Here is a 19,156-nt window from a genome sequence, read left to right as displayed (position 1 = left end):
TGCCACGAGAACGGTCCGTACTGCGGCCGCGACACGGGTGGCGGGTCAATCCCCCGATTTCCGCCACCCGACACGGTTGGCAGGTGAGCCCCCCGGCCCCCGCCACCCGCTGCCCACCGCCCCCCTCAGTGCGGTCGGCTGTTTTCAAGTCAGTCGGTCTCGCGGGCCGCCCGCTCGATGAAGTCGGCGGTGTCGTCGGCCCGGGACACGAACACCGCGTGCGAGGCGCCCTGCTCGCGCTGCTTGACGCCGTGGGCGCGTTCGGCGCCGAAGTGCTGCAGCTTCGCCGGGATGGTCTGGTCGGCCTCGGCGATGAGGTGGTAGCTGGGGATGGTGCGCCAGGCCGGCTCGCCCGCCGCCGCCTCGTTGAGCGCCGCCGCGGTGGCGGGGCGCTGCGTCGCCGCCATGAGCGCGGCGTCCTTGGCCGGGACGTCGGCGGCGAACTGCCGGCGGAACATCTGCTGGTCCACGTACAGGTCGACGTTGCCGTCGGGCAGCGGGACCGGCCGCAGTGTCTGCGGCAGGGTGCTGCCCTCGAACTTCGACGCCAGCGTGAACGCGCTCTCACCCTTGTCGGGGGTGAACGCGGCGATGTAGACCAGCGCCTTGACGTTGGGGTTGCCGGTGGCCGCGGCCGAGATGACCATGCCGCCGTAGGAGTGGCCGACCAGGACGATCGGGCCGTCGATCTGGGCCAGTTTGGCCTTGAGCTGTGCGGCGTCGGAGGCGACACCGCGCAGCGGGTTCGGGGCGGCCACGACCGGGTAGCCGTCGCGGAGCAGTTCGCGGGTCACGCCGTTCCAGCCGCCGGAGTCGGCGAACGCGCCGTGCACCAGCACGACCGTCGGTTTCGGACCGCGGTCGTGCGTGGCCTGCGCGGCGCTGGGGGCGATCGCCGTGACGCCCGCCACGCCCAGCACTGCCGCCGCGGCCACACCCATGGCCAGGAACTTCTTTCTCGGTGACACGTGTGTTTCCTTCCTGAGGTCGGACCGCACCGCGGTCGCGGGTGTGGTCCGGGTCGGTCCGGCCGCGGCGGCCCTTCTGTGGACCGGTCCGCCGCCTGGGGCGACGCGATCCGTGTCGTCCCTGTCCGCACCGACGCTAGGCGGGCCCAGTGCCGAAGCAGTGGCACCCGAGTGCGTTCACGAGCCCCGGCCCGCGCTCCCGCTTCACTCAGACGCATGCGCCCTGAACTGCGGTTACGTGGTCTCTTCCGTCGAGGGCCGCCAATGCGGCCTGCGCCACACCGATCGACGTGGTGCGGTGCTCGGCGCAGTGGACGCCGACGTGTGCGTGCTGGGCGATGCCCCGGTGCCAGGCCCACACCGGGATCTCCACCTCGCACAGCGCCCGCGTGCAGGACGGAGCACGGCTCCCGGCCGCGCCGGGGCCGGAGTCGTGGCCGCCGAGGAGCTTGATCGCACGGGTGAGGTGCGCACGCGCCTGCTCCGTGGCCCCGAGCGCGGAGTGCGACCGGCCCAGCGTCAGGTGGACCCGGCCCGCGAAATGGGGTCCGTGCTCACCGGCCAGCGGCAGCGCCCGTACCGCCTCGGCCAGCGACTGCGGCCAGCGCCGCACGTCGCCCAGGCACCGGGCCAGCGCCGCGCGGGCCGTCATCGCGGCCATCCGCGCCGCCGCCGGATCGACCGCCCGCGCGTCGAGTTCGCGCAGCACGCCCCGGAACTCCTCGATCGCCTCGGCCGGCCTGCCGAACTCCACCAGCGCCTGCGCCAGCCCCATCCGGACCTGTACGTACCCGTCGTGGTCGCCGGCCGTGCCGGCCAGGTCCAGGGCGAGCCGGTACGCCGCCACGGCCCGGCAGGCGTCGGCGCCGAGCCGCCACGCGTGGGCCGCGTGGTGCATCGCCGCGGCCTGCTCCCTGGTGTCGCCGAGGTCCTCGGCCAGCCGGTAGGCCTCCATCGCCAGGTCCACGCCGTAGGCGTGGCGGCGCTGGCAGACCGACACGGCCCAGCCGTAGTAGGCCAGGTGGGTGATCTCCTGCCTGCGGTCGGGCAGCCGGGCCGCGGCCGCCCGCGACAGGCCGAACACCTCCGGCCACCGTCCGGTGTGGGCGCTGCGTTCGGCGTGCCAGTGCAGGGCCTCGCCGACGTCGGCGACCCGCTGGTGCCGGCCGTCGGCGGCCGCCGAGCGCAGCGCGGGCAGCCAGTTGTCGGCCTCGGCGCGCAGCCAGGCACGCGCCTGCTCCGGCGAGGCCGACGCGGGCAGACCGGGCCGGTCGTCCGGCCCCGGCCCGCCGCGCGCACCGGCATCGGGTGCGAACCGCAGCCCGGCCGCGACCGCCGTGTCCAGCAGCCAGTCGCCCAGCCGCTGCCCGGTCCGCGCCCTGGCCTGTGCGGACTCCTCGCAGCGCAGCCGGTCGGCGGCGTAGAGCCGGATCAGGTCGTGGAACCGGTAGCGCTCGCACCCCTCGTGCTGCAGCAGCCCCAGCTCGGTGAGCTCGTCCAGCCTGTCCTCGGCTTGCGCGGCGTCGACCTCGGCCAGGACCGCGGCGTGGGCGGCGGCGAAGTCGGCCCCCGGCACGTGGGCCAGCCGCCGGAACAGCACCTTCGCCGGGCCGGACAGCTGCGCGTACGACAACGCGAACGCCGCGGCCACGCCCAGGTCCCCGACCTGCAGGTTCGCCAGCCGCCGGTCGGCGTCGGTGAGCCGCCCGGCCAGGTGGCCCATCGTCCACCCGGGACGGCTGGCCAGCCGGGTCCCGGCGATGCGCAGCGCCAGGGGCAGGTGCCCGCACAGCCGGGTCACCGCACCCAGCTCGTACCCGGGTGCCTGGTCGAAGGCCCGGCCCGCGACCGCCCGCAGCAGCTGCGCGGACTCGTCCGGGGTCAGCGGCGTCAAGCCGATCCGCAGCACCCCGTCCAGCCCGCCCAGCAGCCGGCGGCTCGTCACGACCACCATCCCGGCGCCCGCCCCGGGCAGCAGCGGCCGCACCTGCCGCTCGTCGGCCGCGTTGTCGAGCACCAGCAGGCAGCGCCGCTCGCGGGTGATCGCCCGCAGCTGCCCGGCCCGCTCCTGCTCGTCCTCGGCGATGCCGCGGGATTCCACGCCCAGCGCGCGCAGCAGCCGCCGCAGCGCCTCACCTGCCCCCATCGGTTCGGGGTCGGTGCCGCGCAGGTCGAGGTAGACCTGCCCGTCGGGGAACAGGTCGCGCATCTGCTCGGCCGCACGGATCGCCAGCGCCGTCTTGCCCAGCCCCGGCTGGCCGTGCACGAGCGCCACCGGTGTCCGGCCGCTGCCCGACGCGGCGTGGCCGCGCAGCTCCCGCAGCTCCCGCTCGCGGCCCACGAAGTCGCCGATCCCGCGGGGCAGCTCGCCGGTGCGCGGCCGGCCGACCCGGCTGCCCGCCCGCTCCGCGCGCACCAGCGCGACCAGCCCGGCACGGTCGGGGTCGGCGACCCCCAGCGCGCCGGTCAGCGCGGCGAGGGTCCGTTCCTGCGGGGCCCGGCTGTGCCCGCGTTCCATGTCGCTGATCGCCCGGCCGCTCACACCCGACGCCGCGGACAGCTCCTCGATGGTCATCCCGGCCGACTGCCGGATCTCCCGCAGCCGCTCGCCGAACGCACAACCGGTCATCACACGCCCCCATCGCCTCGTCGCCCACCCCCACCGAAGATCGCTTCGGTGTGCCGGGCAGGTCACGGTCGCGGTCAATCGTGGGCCGGTCAGGCGGCGGCTGCCCAGCCCAGGGCCGCTCGCGGTGAGATCTTCGTCGGGCTGTCACAGATCCGGTGTCCGGACGGTCCGCCCTGCTCAGCGGACCACCGAAAACGCCCAACCGGGCACTGGACCGGCCATGGCTCCGGATCCGCCGGCTGCATCCCGCACCACGCTGCCGACGGCCGCGGCCGCTTGCGATAAACCAGCCTGGTGGCCGCCGGGGGCGCGGTGGGGAGGGCGTTCACCGCGCTCGCGGCCGGCGGGCCGCCAGGCTGGGGCTTGGGGAGCAAGGTCAGTGCAGGGCCTCCAGCGCGGGCAGCACCGCCCGGTGGAAGGTCGGGTAGGCGTAGATCATGTGCTGCAGGCTGGTGACGGGGACCTGCGCGTGTACGGCCACGGCCAGCCCGTACAGCACCTCGCCGCCCGCCGGGCCCGCCGACGTCGCCCCGACCAGCACACCCCGGTCGACGTCGGCGACCAGCTTGACGAACCCGTCGTTGCCCGGCCCGTGGATCCAGCCCCGGGTCGAGGAGTCGATCGGCACCAGGCTGGTCCGCACCCGCAGACCCTGCTCCCGGGCCTGCTGCTCGGTCAGACCGACCGCGGCGATCTCCGGGTCGGTGAAGGTGACCCGCGGCAGCGCCCGGTAGTCGGCGGTCGGCCCCGGCCGGCCGAGGATGTCGCCGACCGCGATCTGCGCCTGGTACGTCGCCATGTGCGTGAACGCGCCGACACCGGTGATGTCGCCGACCGCCCACAGCCCGTCCCCGGCCCGCATCCGGGCGTCCGTCGGCACCGACCTGGCCGCCGGGTCCAGCCCCACCGCTGCGACGCCGATCCCGGCCAGGTCCACGCCCCGGCCCGCCGCCACGAGCAGCCGCTGCCCGCGCAGCGGCTCCGGTTCACCCTGCACCCACACCGCGAACCCGGCGCCGTCGTGCTCGACCCGCTCGGCCCGCACGCCGGTGAGCACCGACACCCCGTCGGCCCGCAGCGCGGCGGCGGCCAGCTCCCCCGCCTCGGGTTCCTCCCTCGACAGCAGCCGCTCACCGCCCTCGATCACGGTGACCGCGCACCCGAACCAGGCGAACACCTGGGCGATCTCCACCCCGACCGGTCCCCCGCCCAGCACCAGCAGCGACGCCGGCAGCCGCTCGACCTTCATGACGTCGCGGTTGGTCCAGTACGGCGTCGCGGCCAGCCCGGCGACCGCGGGGATCCGCGGCCGGCTGCCGGTGGCCAGCACCACGCCGCGGCGTGCCTCGTACACCGTCTCGCCGACCGCGACGCGGCGCGGGCCGGTCAGGCGGCCCGTTCCGCGGACGAGCCGCACGCCTTTGGCGGTGAGCCGGCCGGCCGCCGCCCGGTCGTTCCAGCCGTCGGTGGCCTGCTCGCGGATCCGGTCGGCGACGCGGCCCCAGTCGGCGCTCACCTCGACGGTGCCGGCGAGGATCGCCGCGCGGCGGGCCTCGGCCAGCGAGTTCCCCGCCCGGATCATGATCTTGCTGGGTACACACGCCCAGTACGGGCACTCCCCACCGACCAGCTCCGCCTCGACGCCCACCACGTCCAGGCCCGCCTCGGCCAGCGCACCGGCCACGTGCTCGCCACCCGGCCCCAGACCCACCACGACGACATCGGCCCGCTCGCCCATCCCGGCTCCTCCACTCATCCCGCGACCAGGTCAGTGCGGCCGGGACCGGTGCCGCACGATCGCCAGCGGCGCCTGCGCATGGTGCAGCACCGCGTGGCTGACCGAGCCGAGCAGCAGCCCGCCGAGCATTCCGCGGCCGTGCGCGCCGACGACCACCAGCTGGGCGGTCTTCGACTGCTCCGCCAGCACGTGCGCCGGGGTGCCGCGCACCAGCAGGTGCTGGACCGCCACCTGCGGAAAGCGCTCGGCGTACCCGGCGACCGCCTCGGGCAGCACCCGGTCCAGCTCCTCACCAAGCCCGTCGACGTCGTGCACCCGCGGCACCGAGCCGTCGCGCAGGGCGGGTGTCGCGAACAGCCACGCGTGCACCGCGATCAGCGGGGCGCTGCGGTTGGCGGCCTCCTCGAACGCGAACCCGACCGCCTCGATCGACAGTTCCGAGCCGTCGACGCCGACCACGACCGGCCCGCGGGCGCGCGGCTCACCGCGTACCACCAGCACCGGGCACAGCGCACGGGCCGTGACCTGCACGGTGACCGAGCCGATCAGCAGCTCGGCGAACCCGCCCAGACCCCGGTTGCCTAGCACCAGCAGCGCCGCCCCGCGCGACTCGTGCACCATCACCGGGGTCGGCGCGCCGTCGACGACCACACCGGTGACCGGCACCTCGGGGGCGACCTGGTGCGCTTCGGCCAACGCCTGCTCGACGTACCGCTCGGCCTGATGGCGCAGTCCGCCGTCGGCCGGGCCGCCCGGAGCGGGGCCGACCGGCACGTGCATCAGCGGCCAGATGAACGCGTGCACGATCCGCAGCGCACGCCGCCGGTGGGCCGCCTCCCGGGCCGCCACGCGCACCGCGGCCAGCCCTTCGGCCGAGCCGTCCACGCCCACCACGACAGGGGCACCGGCATTGATCGTCATGGGATGTTCCTTCGCTCGTCCTCGGGCGACGCAGCGCGATGCCGGCCGAACCGGCAGCAGCAGCCGCCCTCGTGCATCGACGACGCTACGGACGCCCAGTGCGCAGGCAGTGGCAATCGAGTGCGTGCGCGGCGTCACCCGGCCAGGTCGCCGCGCACAGCCTGCCCTTCGGTGTCGCGGCCTCGGGCCCGTGAACCATCGACGAAGACCCGATAGGATCAGAGATCGAAGGTCATGGTCTGCGGCGAGGCGTGCTCGCGACGGCCCTGGCCATCAGGGAGGTGCCTGATGGACCCAGCCTCTCGCGGTGTCGGCCCGACCGGTTCCGTCGACGTGACGCCCCTGGTGGACGCGCTGCCCGCCGACTGTGTCATCACCGACCCGGACCGCATGGACGCCTACCGGTGGGACCGCGCCAACGATCCCCTCGCCGGGGTGCCGCTCGCGGTCGTGCGGGCCACCTGCACCGCCGACGTGCAGGCCGTGATGCGGTTCGCCACGGCGCACCGCATCGGCGTGGTGACCCGCGGGGCCGGGTCGGGCCTGTCCGGCGGGGCCTCGGCCGTGGCGGGATGCCTGGTCGTCTCGACCGAGCGCATGCGCGCGATCACGGTGGATCCGTCGTCGCGCACCGCCGTCGTCGAGCCGGGCCTGCTCAACGCCGAGGTGAAGGCGGCCGCCGCCGAACACGGCCTGTGGTATCCGCCCGACCCGTCGTCGTACGAGTTCTGCTCGATCGGCGGCAACGTCGCCACCAACGCCGGCGGCCTGTGCTGCGTGAAGTACGGCGTCACCGGCGACTACGTGCTCGGGCTCACCGTCGTGCTCGCCGACGGCACCGCGGTCGAGCTGGGCGGACCCCGGATCAAGGACGTCGCCGGGTTGTCGCTGACCAAGCTGTTCGTCGGCAGCGAGGGGACGCTGGGCGTCATCACCCGGATCGTGCTGCGGCTGCTGCCGGCCCAGCGGCCGCGGGCGACCCTGGTCGCCACGTTCGCCTCCCTCGACGACGCCACCGGCGCAGTCCTGGCGGTAACGCGTGGCCTGCGCCCGTCCATGCTGGAGTTCATGGACCGCACCTCGATCAACGCCGTCGAGGATCTGACCAGGATGGGCCTGGACCGCGACGCCGAAGCCATGCTCGTCATCCAGTCCGACGAGCCCCACACGCACGCGGCGCAGGAGATCGCGCACATCGCCGAACTCTGCCGCGCTGGGCAGGCCGTCGAGGTGTTCACCACCGACGACCCGCAGACCGGTGAGGCGTTCACCGTGGCTCGGCGCATGGCGATCCCGGCCCTGGAGAAGAAGGGCTCGCTGCTGCTGGAGGACGTCGGGGTGCCGGTGCCCGCACTCGGTGCGCTGGTACGCGGCATCAAAGCGATCTCCCGGGCACGCGAGGTCCTGATCGCCGTCATCGCCCACGCCGGTGACGGCAACACGCACCCGCTGATCGTGTTCGACCCGATGGACGCCGACCAGTCGGCGCGCGCCCAGCGCGCCTATGGCGAGGTCATGGACCTGGCCATCGCCCTGGGCGGCACGATCACCGGCGAGCACGGCGTCGGCCGGCTCAAGAAGGCGTGGCTGCCCGACTACCTCGGCCCGGACGCGCTGGAGCTCAACCGGCGCATCAAGGACTGCCTCGACCCGTCGGGAATCCTCAACCCGGGGGCGGTCTTCTGACCCGGGCGGTCGCCGTCGGCCGGTCCGTTCACCTGATCGTCGCCGTCCTGCGGAATACGGGCACCTGAGCACACCGGATAGGGTGACCTATGTGGACGATCGCACCAGCCCCGTCACGCAGTTCTGCGCCAACCTCCGGACCTTGTGGCAGGCCTCGGGACGCGACCTGCCGGGCATCGCCCGGCAGGTGCGCATCAGCCGGACCCAGCTCTACGCGATCCTCGACGGGCAGATCAAACGGCCGCCGGACTTCGAGACCCTGGTACGCCCGTTCGTGCTCGCCTGCGGCGCGAGCGAGGCCGAACTGGCCGAGTGGCGTCGCCGCCATGACGTGCTCGTCGGCGTCCACGAAGGACTGCGCCAGCGAGCAGGCACCAAACCGGCCGGACCCAACCTGCTGCCCGCCATGGCCGGCAGTTTCGTCGGCCGCGCCGCTGCGCTGACCGCGCTGGACAACGTTGTCCAGCCCGTCACGGTGGTGTCCGGGCCGCCCGGCATCGGCAAGACCACGCTCGTCGTGCACTGGGCCGCGGCCCAGGCCGCGGCCTTCCCCGACGGCCGCCTCTACGCCGACCTGCGCGGATACGCCCGCGACGGTGGCATCCTCGACCCGGCCGACGCCATCCGCGTCTTCCTCGACGCGCTCGGCGTGCCCGCCCGCGACATCCCCGCGGACCCCACCGCGCAGGCGGCCCGTTTCCGCGGCCTGGCCGCCGAGCGCCGCCTGCTCGTGGTGCTCGACAACGCCCGCGACACCGACCAGGTGCGCCCGCTGCTGGCCGCCGGCCCCGGCGTACGCACGATCGTGACCAGCCGCAGCCCGCTGACCTCGCTGGTCGCCGAATACGCCGCCGTGCCGGTGCCCGTCGACCTGCCCAGCCAGGCCGAAGCCGTCGAGCTGGTCCGGTCGCGCCTGCCCGGCTCCGCCGACGACACCGCGGCCGCCGACGCCGTCGCCGTCTGCGGGCGGCTGCCGCTGGCGCTCGCGCTGACCGCCGCCCGGGTCGCCCAGACGGGGTCGCCGCTGGCGACGGCCGCCGCCGACCTGCGCCGGGCCGGTTCGCGCAGCCACGACAGCCTGCACGCCGTGTTCTCCTGGTCGTACGCGGCGGTCGGCCCAGCGGCCGCGCGGCTGTTCCGCCGGCTCGGCCTCACCGCCGGACCCGACATCGCCGCCGACGCGGCCGCCGCCCTAGCCGGGGTGCACGACGCCCGTCCCGAACTTGACGAACTGGTCGATGCCGGTCTGCTGGTCGAGCACCGGCCGGGCCGCTACCAGCTACACGACCTGCTCCGCGACTACGCCCACGAGCTGGCCCGCACCACCGACAGCGGCGACGAGCGCCGCGACGCGCTGACCAGGCTGCTCGACCACTACACGCGCAAGGCCCACGAGGCCGACCGGGTCCTGAACCCGATCCGCCCGGCGATCCCGCTGCCGGTACCGCCCGCCGAGGGCAGCCACCGGCCCGACTACCGCACGGCGCTGGCCTGGCTGGAAGCCGAACGTTCGGTGCTGCTGGCGACCCTGCGCCAGGCCCGCGACGACGGCCAGGACCAGTACGCGTGGCAGCTCGGCTGGGCCCTGGACACGTTCCTGTACGAGCAGCACCGCTGGCACGACGAGGGGGCGGCGTGGGCGGTGGCGCTGCGGGCGGCGACCGCATCGATGGACCATGCGGCGGCCGCGCACGCCCACCGGTTCCTCGGGGCCGTCGCGGGGCGTCTGCAGCGGTTCACCGACGCGTACACGCACATGCACGAGTCGATGCAGCTGTGCCGGGACACCGGGGACCACCGCGGGGAGGCCGAGACCGAGTTCGTGCTGTCCTACGTGTGCTTTCTGCAGGGCGACCTCGGCAAGGCGCTGGCCCACGTCGAGCGGTCCCTGGAGCTGTGGTCGGGTCTGGACGACCCGAGCTGGGCGGGCCGGGCCGCCAACGGCGTCGGCCTGTATCTGGCCTACGGCGGGGACCCGGCGGCGGCGATCGGGTTCTTCCAGCGGGCCGCCGCCGACCAGCACCTGGCCGGTGACACCGTCAACGAGGTGGTGTCCCTGGACAACATCGGCCAGGCCCACCACGCCCTCGGCGCGTACGCCGCCGCGATCGAGCAGTACGACATCGCCCGTGACCTGGTCCGGGAAGTGGGCGATGCGATCCTGGACGCGCAGCTGGCCAACCATGCCGGTGACGCGTTCCAGGCACTGGGCGAGCACGCCACGGCCCGTGAACGCTGGGAGCACGCGTACAAGCTGTACGCCAACGCCGGCCACCCGGTCGCCGACGATGTCGCCCACAAGCTCGCCGTGCCCCAGCCGGACCCCGACGACCACCGGTGAGCGGGGGTCCTTCGGATCAGCGCCGGTAGCACCGCCAGGCGTACGCGTCGTCCTGGTCGGCGGTGCGCGCGTAGGCGCCCTTGCCGTAGGCGTCGGCGCACGCGACGTCCATGTCGACGGCTCGCACGAACACCAGCAGCCGTACGCACTGCCAGCCGCCGTCCGCGCGGGGTGTCGCCACGGAGCCGCTCACATGCTGCCGGCAGTACTTCGCCGCGAGGTCCTGCACCCCGGCCGCGTCGGCGGGGCCGAGCGGCTCCGGAGCGGGTGACCGCGACGGACCCGTGGCCGCGGGCCGTGTCGGGACTGCCGAGGTCGGCGCAGGCGCCGGTGTGGGGCTGGCGGTGGCCGAGGGCGGCCCGGCGGTCGGTTGCGCCGCGCCGATCGACCAGTGGCCGTCGGGTGTCGTGTCCGGATGCCACGACGGCGCGGAGCCCGCGTCGTCGCCGTCGGCGAACAGCGGCTGGATGCAGAGCAGCACGGCCAGGGCGGTGGCGGTGAACAGCCACCACCGTCGTCGGCGGTGTCGCCGCTGTGCTTCGTCGTGCTGCGGGTGTGCGTCCGGGTGCTCTGCGCCGGCTGCGGTCGTCTCGTCTGGCACGTGTGCTGTCCTCCTCGCGACGCTGCGACGCCTGGTCGGCCTGTGCCACGACGCTCGGGCGCGGCCTGGTGAGGCGGCGGCGGGCCGACCTAGGGGGACGTCACTTTCCTTCATCACCTTCGTGATCAACGCACATAATGGGCACCTGTCCGGATCGGCGCAAGCCGGGACCGCCTCGCGACCGGCCCGCGCAGCCATCCGCGCAGCGCCCGCCCGACCCGCACCGGGCCGAGCCCCGCCCCCTTATCGGACCGTTTGACCACATAACCGCGGCATTTGCCCTAGCGTCTGGGAATAAACCGGTGGCGATGACGCGCCGGGTCGAAATCAACGACACCCGGGGACACGCATGATGACCTTGGCTCAGTCGTCGTTCGGCAACGGCGACTTCCTGCTGTTCATGTTCGAATTCTTCTTGTTCGTGATCTGGTTCTGGCTGCTGATCATGATCTTCTCGGACCTGTTCCGCGATCACGAGACCTCAGGCTGGGCCAAGGCCCTGTGGACCATCCTGGTCATCGTCCTGCCGTTCATCGGCATCCTGCTCTACCTCATCGTGCGCGGCCGCGGCATGAGCGCCCGCGCCCTCAAGCAGCAGCAGGCCATGAAGCAGCAGATGGACGCGCAGATCCGCGCCGCCGTCGGCACGGGCGCGTCGCCCGCCGACCAGATCGCACAGGCGAAGTCCCTGCTCGACACCGGAGCGATCACCCAGGCCGAGTTCGAGGCGCTCAAGAACAAAGCGCTCTCTTCCTGACCTGCGGCGCGGCCGTGGCCCCGGGCATTCGGGGCAGCGCCCTCATCCGGCCTTTGCCATAGTGGCGCGATGAAGGCAGACCTGCACGGATACCTGAGGGGCGGCCGCGAGTCGCTGCTGTGGAAACTCGACGGGCTCGGCGAGTACGACATCCGGCGGCCGCTGACCCGGACCGGCACCAACCTGCTCGGCCTGGTGAAGCACTCGGCGGCCACGGAGATCCTCTACTTCGGTGTCGTGTTCGGCCGGCCCTTCGAGCAGGACCTGCCCTTCGTCGGCGAGGCAGCGCAGGCCAACGCCGACATGTGGGCGACCGCGGACGAGACCCGCGAGGAGATCGTCGACCTGTACCGGCGTGCGGCCGCCCACGCCGACACGACCATCGAAGCCTTGTCGCTGGACGATGTCGGCCGGGTGCCGTGGTGGGGCGATGCGACGCCCACGCTGCGCCACGTCCTGGTCCACGTCACCGCGGAGACCCAGCGGCACGCCGGTCACGCCGACATCGTCCGTGAACTCATCGACGGCGCGGCCGGGCTGCTGCCCAGCCACGACAACCTGCCCGCCGGCGACGAGCCGTGGTGGTCGGACTACCGCCGGCGTGTGGAACAGGCCGCCCTGGACGCCGACAGGCGGGTGTCCGCCGAAAAGACCAGCCGCTGACCGCGGCATCTGCGGTCAGCGACTGGTGCGTCGTGTCCTGCCCCGGATCAGCGCGAAGGCGTCGGCGTGGGACCGGCCAGGGCCTTGAGCTGCTGCTGCTCGCTGGTCGCGGTGGCCTTGAGCTTGTCGGCGATGCCCTTGACGGTGGGGTCGACGCCGTTGGCGAGTTCGGCGGTGATGGAGCCGAGCAGGCCTTCGTGGTTGGTGGAGAACAGCTCGACGATCTTGGCCTGGAACTGTTCGGGGCTCAGTCCCTTCAGGGCGGCAGCGTCGGGCATGGCCGGCATCGACGGCATCGCGTTCGGCGCGGCCGACGCCATGGCGGGCATGGACGCCATCCCACCCGGTGCGGCCGAGGGCACGGGCAGGTTGTGCTGGGTGAGCCAGGCGGTGAGCTGGTCGATCTGCGGCTGCGACGCCGATTCGACCTCGGTGGCGTACTGTTTGAGCCCGACCGACTGGGCGCCCTCGACCGCCTGCTGGGCGAGCCAGCGGGCCTGCTGCCGCAGGGCGATGGCCTGCTGGGCGAACTGGACGTCGGTGTTGTTGAACTGTCCGGAGGCACTGGGCTGCGCGGCGACGACGGCCGGTGTCGCCGTGGTCGTGCCGCAGCCGGTGACGGCCCCGCCGGCCACGGTCATGACGGCGGCGAGCAGGACCAGGGATCGGGTCCGGGTGTTCATCTGCATCCTCCGGTGATCGGCACACAGTTCTCGACCACCGTATGACTTGGATATCAGCTTTGAGGGCGAATCGGATGATTGGTCGCTTTAGGCCGTGTGCTGGCTCCATGCCCTTGTCACTTCGGCGTCCGGCGCGCAGAAGGGGCGCCTTCCCTGCCACGGGAAGGCGCCCCTGTCACTGCGTTGCCGGTCAGCCGTTGACGGACAGCACCGTCTGGCCGACGGGCGAGCTGCCGTTGCCGTAGGCGAGTACGCCCAGGTAGCGGACGCCCGCGGTGAGGCCGGTCCAGGTCGCGGTGACCGTCGCCGGGCCGTTGACGGCCGCGGTCTGGGTGGCCGGGGTGGCGGTGAGGTTGCCAGCCGCCGTGTTCGGCACGACCCAGGCGTTGCCCGGCATGGTGACCGCGCCGGATGCCGCGAACAGGTGGACGTAAACGTCGTAGCTGCCCTCGGTCAGGGTCACCGACTCCTGCGCGGTGCCGCCGGTGCTGCTGGCGACCTGGCTGCTGGTGTTGCCGGCGGGGTAGACGAACACGTCCACGTCGGTGCCCATGGGCACGTCGGCGTCGAAGGTCGAGAACCGGGCGACGGCGGTGCCGGCCGGGACCGTCACCGTGACCTTCTTGACCGAGTCCGACTCCATCGGGGTGAAGGTCGGGTTCGGGCCGGCGAAGGCCAGGTTGCTGACGGAGGCGGCGGTGAGGCCGCCGACGGCGGTGGTCAGGGTGCCGGCGTAGCCGGTGCGCAGCGACAGCGTGGTGCTGCCGCTGGTGCCCGTGCCGGTGGCCTCGACCGGTGCCGCCAGTGCCGAGTAGCGCACCGCGATCGGGCTGGTGACCTTGTGGTTGCGCAGGTCCGACCAGGTCAGCGAGCCGAACGCCCAGGTGCCGGCGGCGGCGGTGGTGCGGGTGATGGTGACCTTGAAGGTCTTGGACTTGCCCGGCGGAACCGTCAGCGTCTTGGGCTCGACCTTGACGGTGAACCCGGCCGGGGCCTTCACCTGCGCGGTGTACACCGAACTGTTCTTGCTGATGTTGGTCACCCGGCGGGTGACCGTCTGCGCGCCGGGGACGTCGCCGACGGCGATCGACGGGTAGTTCAGGTCGCTCGGGTCGATCGAGCCGACCGAGGCGCAGAACTCCGGCTCGGTGATCAGCTGCAGCTGGCCGATGCCGCAGGCGTACTGCAGCCACTGCTCCGGCGTCGAGTCGTAGACCAGGCCCGGGTCGAAGGCGCTGCCGGGTACGACGTGGCCGGAGCCGTAGTTGAGCGGGGTGGCGTCGCCCTGCGACCACTGGATCGGCGCACCGGTGTTGTCCTTGGTGGTGGCCGTCGTCATCATCGCCGACTTGATCCACATCGGGGACCACTTCGGGTTCTTGCTCTTGATAAGCGCGGCGACGCCGGCGATGTGCGGGGCCGACATCGACGTGCCCGACAGCGAGTTGAAGTGGTTGCCGCCGCTGGCGGCCGGCGAGACCGCCGCGATGACGTCGACGCCGGGACCGGTGATGTCCGGCTTGAGCAGGTCGCCGTTGCCGGCCAGGGCCGGGCCGTAGGACGAGAAGCCGGCCATGGCCGGGGCGCGCACCGGGTCGGTGCTGACCGCGGAGATGCTCGCGGTCGGGTTCGCGTCCGAGGCGACGTACGCGGTGACCGCGGCGCCGCTGGCGGCGTCGAGGTGGATGCTGGGCACCGAGTGGAAGTCGGCGTTGAGCGACTGCGCGGCGCTGGTGTTGGCCTGGATCATGCCGATACCGCCGGCCTGGGCCACGGCCGCGCTCTTCTCCACGCGGGCGTTGCCGCCCCGGTCGCACAGCACGATCTTGCCGGTCACCTTCGCCGGGTCGAGCGTGCCCAGGTAGCACAGGTTGACCAGGTTCTGGTCCGCGCCCGCCAGACCGGCGTTCGTCGAGTCGATCAGCGTCGCGGGGCCCGCGGCCACGCCGACGCCGACACCGGTGTAGGTCGCACCGTTGCCCAGGGTCACGGTCTTGGTGTTGCCGCGGTCGTGGGTGCTGGCCGCGACGGTGGTCAGCCACGGCGAGTTGTGCGCGACGCTGCTCACGCCGATCGTGTCACCGGAGTTGCCCGCCGAAGCCGACACGAACACACCGGCCGCGGCGGCGTTGAGGAACGCGATCTCGGCCGGGTCGACGACGTACTGGCTCGAACCGGAGATCGAGTAGTTGATGACGTCGACGCCGTCGGCGACGGCCGCGTCGATCGCCGCGACGATGTCGGCGGTGCCGCCGGAGGAGTTGCCCGCCACCGGGTTGTGCCACAGCACCTTGTACGCCGCGATCCGCGCCGCCGGCGCCACACCGGACACGGTGCCGACGACGCCGCCGTTGATCGACGCGGTCACCCCCGAGTTGCCGGCCGACGTCGACGCGGTGTGCGAGCCGTGGCCGTTGTAGTCACGCGGCGACAGGAACTCGGCGTCGTTGACGTTGGCGTCGTCGTGGAAGTAGCGGGCGCCGATCAGCTTGTTGTTGCAGGCGATCGGCTGCTCGACACCGGCGTCGCAGACGCCCTTCCACTTCTTGTTGATGACCCGCTGGTCCGGCCGCGGCGAGGGCAGCGCGGCGAACGACGGGTTCTCCGCCCAGATGCCGGAGTCGATGATGCCGACGATCACGCCCTCACCGGCGTGGGAGTCACCGCCGAACTGCTTGCTCCACACCCCGCCGGAGCCGGTCAGGCCCAGGAAGTCACGGGTCGTGATCGTGTCCGCGGTCAGCTGCTCGCTCTTCCACACCCGCAGCACGCCGCTGTCGGCCCGCAGGCGCGCGACCTCGGCCGCGGTGAGCCGGGCGCTGAAACCGTTAAACGTGACGCCGTAGTCGTAGGACTTCTTCGCGGTGTCGACCCGCGCGCCGCGCAGCGCGGCGTCGTGCTCGCCCCGCAGCCGGTCGCGCCACTTCTTCGACGCGGCCGAATGCGCGTCCACGCGCTCACCGGCGGCCGGCCGGGTCGCGGCATAGCCGCTGACACCACCGGCGTAGTTGGCGACCGGCTCACTGACGGTCTGGACGAGGTACAGCGCGGTGGCCGTCGAAGCCGGCGGGGCGGCCTGCGCGCCGCCTGCCACCGAAGCCGCCACGAGCGCGGCTGCCGCGACGGCGGCGAACGCCATCGAGGCCGGACGTCTGCCGGCCGGTCGAACGAGTCTCACGGGGGTGTCCTCCTGGATGAGGCGATAGCGGCGCGGGACCACGGGGTGTAGGTCCGGTGCGTTGATACGCCCTACCGCGATGCGAAGGGATCGTTGCACATCCCCGCTGCGCGACACCAGAGGCAACTTTCAATCCACCCCATGACGATCATCGATCGGCGCAGGCCACACCTGCCGCACGGCCACGACAATCCGATGCCGCGCCCGGCACGACGCGGGCTGGGGAATCCCCAGCCGCACGAGCTGCCGGGACGGCAGGCACGACGACGGTGCGGTGATCGCGCCACGTGACCACCTCCGGAAACGGCCGATGCAGCGAACGTCCTGTGTGGATTCACCGCAGGTCCCATCCGGGCCGTTCCGCAGGTTCGCCGCCCACAGGTAGCTTTGCCACATGAGCAGCGCGGCCGCCTTCCGGGAGAAGGCTTCCGTCGTGCTCGTGCGCCTGTGCCTGCTCGCCGTGGTATTGCTGTGGATGTGGTTCAACGCCATGCTCGTACGGGAGCTGAGTGCGGAGTCGCTCGCCCGCGCCGGATGGGCTGGCGTGCCCGGCACCGTCCGGGTCTCCGGCTGTACGTCGGAGGTCATCGACCACGAGACGATGACCGAATGGACCGACTGCACCGGATACTTCACTCCTGCAGACGGATCGCAACTGCCGTGGAAGGTGGCGATGCCCAACACCGGCGGCGAGCCGACCCCGGGCAGCACCGTCGAGGTGCGGCTCGTCGACGGCATGGCGTTGCGGCTGTCGTGGTATCAGGCCGGCGCGTACGGGGCCGGGACGCTGCTGTTCGGCCTGCTGGGCGGCGTACCAATCGCGGCCGCGGTGATGGTCCCCTACTCACTGACCCCGCTCGCGCGGCGCTCCCCCATGCCGCCCGGCTTGCAGGCAGCCGTGTTCACGGTGATCGCGCTCGTCGGCGAGTCCCTGCTCACGCTGCTGCTCGACCGGTGGAACCTGCTCTGACACAGCGCGGGTGGTGGGCGGTGTCGGGCAGCCGGCCGATGCGGGACTCGGGTCCTGATTCAGGTGGCTGCCGACAGGACCCGTTATGCTCGTCGGCTGCCGTGCGGGAGGTCAAGGGTCGCGAACAGCTGAGGGCGAGTGTGCATAAGCGGTTATTAATGCGCATGGGTGGATGCTAGGGTTCTTTTGTGAATCTTGCGGATTGGGCGAGGGCACAGGGGGTCAGTCCCCATACGGCGTATCGCTGGTTTCGTGAGGGCACGTTGCCGGTGCCGGCGACGCGGGTGGGTCCACGTACGATTTTGGTGAATGTCGAGGCGAACGCCGGGCCGGGCCCGGTTGCCGGGGTGGGGTTGTATGCCCGGGTGTCCTCGCGCGATCAGAAAGCAGATCTTGATCGTCAGGTGGCACGGTTGTCGCGGTGGGCGGCGCAGGCCGGACACGCGGTGGTACGGATCGAGTCCGAGGTCGCCTCGGGGATGAACGGCTCCCGTACCAGGGCCCGGCGCCTGCTCGCCGATCCGAAGGTGATCACTGTCGTGGTGGAGCACCGTGACCGGCTCGGGATGAACACCGAACTGGTGGAGGCCGCGTTGTCGGCTTGCGGCCGTCGACTGGTGGTCCTCGACGACGGCGGGGTCGATGATGACCTGGTGCGGGACATGGTGGAGGTGCTGACCTCGTTCTGTGCCCGCCTGTATGGGCGCCGCTCGGCGAACAACCGCGCTCGCAGGGCGTTGGAGGCCGCCGCGCATGGCTGACCTGCGGTCGATGGCCGCGCCGTTCGTGGTGTCCGGCCCGTCCGGGGTGGCGATCCGCACCCGCCTCAAGGGCTTGCGCGTCGAGGACGAGTATGTGCTGGCTGCGGTGGGTGAACATCTGGGTTCTCTGGCCGCTGGTGATCTCAAGCAGCGTTGTGTGACGGGCTTGGCCACGACAATGGTCGGTGGGCGCAGCGCAAGCGGGGGTTGACGGGCCTGTCGTCGTCGCGGTGGGCCGGGTCGATCACCAAGTCCACCCACGATCAGTGGGCGCTGGCGCGCCGCCGCGGTGTCCCGGTCGCGGCGTTCCGCCGGGCTGCGGCGTACGCGAAGAACGGCCGGGAGCGGTATGGGCTGCACGCCGACACCGAGCAGCGGTTCGTCTCGTGCCTGGCGCAGACCGCCGACCGGGCGATCCCGGTGACGGCCCGCGCGGCGCGGGCGTACCTCGACGTCGCGTTCTTCCACCCGTTCGACGACGGCAACGCCCGCCTGGCGGGGCTGGTGCTGCAGTTCGTGCTGCTGCGTGAGGGCGTCGAACTCGACGAGGTCGCTGCGATCCTCACGACGGTGCGCCGCGCCGACGACGCCGGGGGGCCGCGGACCTGGCCCGACTGGTGCACGGCATCGCCGAGGCCGCCCGCCGCCGCCGGCTGCGGGCGCACGGGTAGCCGGTCGGCGGTGCCGCCTCAGCCCGCGTGGCGGTAGTAGCCGTGGCTGTCGCGGGTCACCCGGCCGGTACGTACGGCGATGGTCAGGCCGAAGCGCAGCAGTCCGTCGATCTTGTCTGTCTTGCGGCGTAAGCCCAGCAGCTCCAGCGTCGTAAGCAGGGTCGGCGCCAGCGAAGGGCGGACCTCGCCGCATCATCAGTCACGCCCATGTTGATCAACCACTCGGAACGCAGGTTCAGCCGGGCGCGGGAAAGCCCCGGCCGAACGGAGTTGACGACGACCCGCGAACACCGAACCCGACGACGCCGCGTTTGACATCAGCGAGGTCGGGCCGGTGATCGACGGCGACTGGCCGCCGATGGTGACGTCCCAGGCCTTCGACCTGCTGCCCGAAGACGTGCAGGCCCGGTTCGGGGCCGGCGAGTTCACCGCGCTCAACGGCGGCTTCCTGCACATCCCCGTCGAGCGCGAGGCCGAGCTGGTCGCCGAGCTGCGCGGCCGCGGTATCGAGGTGACCCGCGACGACGCGCTCATCAACGAGCTGGACGGGCGCGGCTTCAACCCGGCGGGGTGACCCGCAGCAGGCAAT

Annotated in this window: 16 protein-coding genes; 9 read left to right on the top strand and 7 right to left on the bottom strand. The window is 72.7% G+C overall.

From position 1 onward, the window contains the following. Nucleotides 1–149: 149 nt before the first annotated feature. The 4 genes from AB0B66_RS08455 to AB0B66_RS08440 all read right to left on the bottom strand — a co-directional run bounded on the left by AB0B66_RS08455 (nt 150) and on the right by AB0B66_RS08440 (nt 6,256). On the bottom strand, nt 150–968 hold the full coding sequence (locus AB0B66_RS08455) for an alpha/beta hydrolase (RefSeq protein ID WP_360524943.1): 819 nt from the start codon (nt 966–968) through the stop codon (nt 150–152). Nucleotides 969–1,176: 208 nt separating this feature from the next. Continuing rightward, nucleotides 1,177–3,597 carry a helix-turn-helix domain-containing protein gene (locus AB0B66_RS08450; protein ID WP_360524940.1) on the bottom strand — a complete coding sequence of 807 codons (2,421 nt, stop codon included), beginning with the start codon at nt 3,595–3,597 and terminating at the stop codon, nt 1,177–1,179. Between the two features lie 376 nt (nt 3,598–3,973). Next, nucleotides 3,974–5,335: an NAD(P)/FAD-dependent oxidoreductase gene (locus AB0B66_RS08445; protein ID WP_360524937.1), complete on the bottom strand. Its 1,362-nt coding sequence runs from the start codon at nt 5,333–5,335 to the stop codon at nt 3,974–3,976. Between the two features lie 30 nt (nt 5,336–5,365). Continuing rightward, nucleotides 5,366–6,256 (bottom strand): universal stress protein, encoded by an 891-nt coding sequence (locus AB0B66_RS08440; protein ID WP_360524934.1) that lies wholly within the window; start codon nt 6,254–6,256, stop codon nt 5,366–5,368. 288 nt (nt 6,257–6,544) lie between these two features. Between AB0B66_RS08440 and AB0B66_RS08435 the strand changes: the two genes are divergently transcribed. Together AB0B66_RS08435 and AB0B66_RS08430 are read left to right on the top strand one after the other, a co-directional pair. Beyond that, nucleotides 6,545–7,942, top strand: a complete 1,398-nt coding sequence (locus AB0B66_RS08435; RefSeq protein ID WP_360524931.1) for an FAD-linked oxidase C-terminal domain-containing protein — start codon at nt 6,545–6,547, stop codon at nt 7,940–7,942. A 91-nt stretch (nt 7,943–8,033) separates the two neighbouring features. Next, a complete protein-coding gene (locus tag AB0B66_RS08430) occupies nt 8,034–10,283 on the top strand; it encodes a tetratricopeptide repeat protein (protein WP_360524928.1) in 2,250 nt (749 codons plus the stop codon). A gap of 16 nt (nt 10,284–10,299) precedes the next feature. Here the strand turns inward: AB0B66_RS08430 and AB0B66_RS08425 are convergent, their stop codons facing one another. Beyond that, nucleotides 10,300–10,884, bottom strand: coding sequence for a hypothetical protein (locus AB0B66_RS08425; protein ID WP_360524925.1), 585 nt, complete (start codon nt 10,882–10,884; stop codon nt 10,300–10,302). 352 nt (nt 10,885–11,236) lie between these two features. Between AB0B66_RS08425 and AB0B66_RS08420 the strand changes: the two genes are divergently transcribed. Continuing rightward, nucleotides 11,237–11,641: an SHOCT domain-containing protein gene (locus tag AB0B66_RS08420; protein ID WP_360524922.1), complete on the top strand. Its 405-nt coding sequence runs from the start codon at nt 11,237–11,239 to the stop codon at nt 11,639–11,641. A 69-nt stretch (nt 11,642–11,710) separates the two neighbouring features. Then, the gene (locus tag AB0B66_RS08415) at nt 11,711–12,304 is read left to right on the top strand and encodes a DinB family protein (RefSeq protein WP_360524919.1); all 594 of its coding nucleotides are present in this window, start codon (nt 11,711–11,713) and stop codon (nt 12,302–12,304) included. Between the two features lie 47 nt (nt 12,305–12,351). Here the strand turns inward: AB0B66_RS08415 and AB0B66_RS08410 are convergent, their stop codons facing one another. Next, nucleotides 12,352–12,987: a DUF305 domain-containing protein gene (locus tag AB0B66_RS08410; RefSeq protein WP_360524916.1), complete on the bottom strand. Its 636-nt coding sequence runs from the start codon at nt 12,985–12,987 to the stop codon at nt 12,352–12,354. A gap of 190 nt (nt 12,988–13,177) precedes the next feature. Continuing rightward, nucleotides 13,178–16,165 (bottom strand): S8 family serine peptidase, encoded by a 2,988-nt coding sequence (locus AB0B66_RS08405; protein WP_360524913.1) that lies wholly within the window; start codon nt 16,163–16,165, stop codon nt 13,178–13,180. A 394-nt stretch (nt 16,166–16,559) separates the two neighbouring features. Here AB0B66_RS08405 and AB0B66_RS08400 point away from each other — a divergent pair, with 394 nt between their 5' ends. From AB0B66_RS08400 to AB0B66_RS08380, 5 genes are all read left to right on the top strand, one after another. Then, entirely contained in the window at nt 16,560–17,135 is a 576-nt protein-coding gene (locus AB0B66_RS08400; protein ID WP_360524910.1) for a hypothetical protein, read from the top strand. Between the two features lie 188 nt (nt 17,136–17,323). Further along, nucleotides 17,324–17,896: an IS607 family transposase gene (locus AB0B66_RS08395; RefSeq protein ID WP_360524907.1), complete on the top strand. Its 573-nt coding sequence runs from the start codon at nt 17,324–17,326 to the stop codon at nt 17,894–17,896. After that, nucleotides 17,889–18,107 carry a hypothetical protein gene (locus AB0B66_RS08390; protein WP_360524904.1) on the top strand — a complete coding sequence of 73 codons (219 nt, stop codon included), beginning with the start codon at nt 17,889–17,891 and terminating at the stop codon, nt 18,105–18,107. The genes AB0B66_RS08395 and AB0B66_RS08390 overlap by 8 nt, the downstream gene beginning before the upstream one ends. Then, nucleotides 18,104–18,604: a Fic family protein gene (locus tag AB0B66_RS08385; RefSeq protein WP_360524901.1), complete on the top strand. Its 501-nt coding sequence runs from the start codon at nt 18,104–18,106 to the stop codon at nt 18,602–18,604. Before AB0B66_RS08390 ends, AB0B66_RS08385 begins: the two co-directional genes overlap by 4 nt. 297 nt (nt 18,605–18,901) lie before the next feature. Further along, nucleotides 18,902–19,141, top strand: coding sequence for a hypothetical protein (locus AB0B66_RS08380; protein ID WP_360524898.1), 240 nt, complete (start codon nt 18,902–18,904; stop codon nt 19,139–19,141). The last annotated feature ends 15 nt before the right edge of the window (nt 19,142–19,156 follow it).

Origin of the sequence: Catellatospora sp. NPDC049111 (genome assembly GCF_040648615.1) — a bacterium.
Lineage (GTDB): Bacteria > Actinomycetota > Actinomycetes > Mycobacteriales > Micromonosporaceae > Catellatospora > Catellatospora aurea.
Note: the sequence above shows the minus strand (reverse complement) of the source record. Positions and strands in the feature narration are given on the sequence as shown.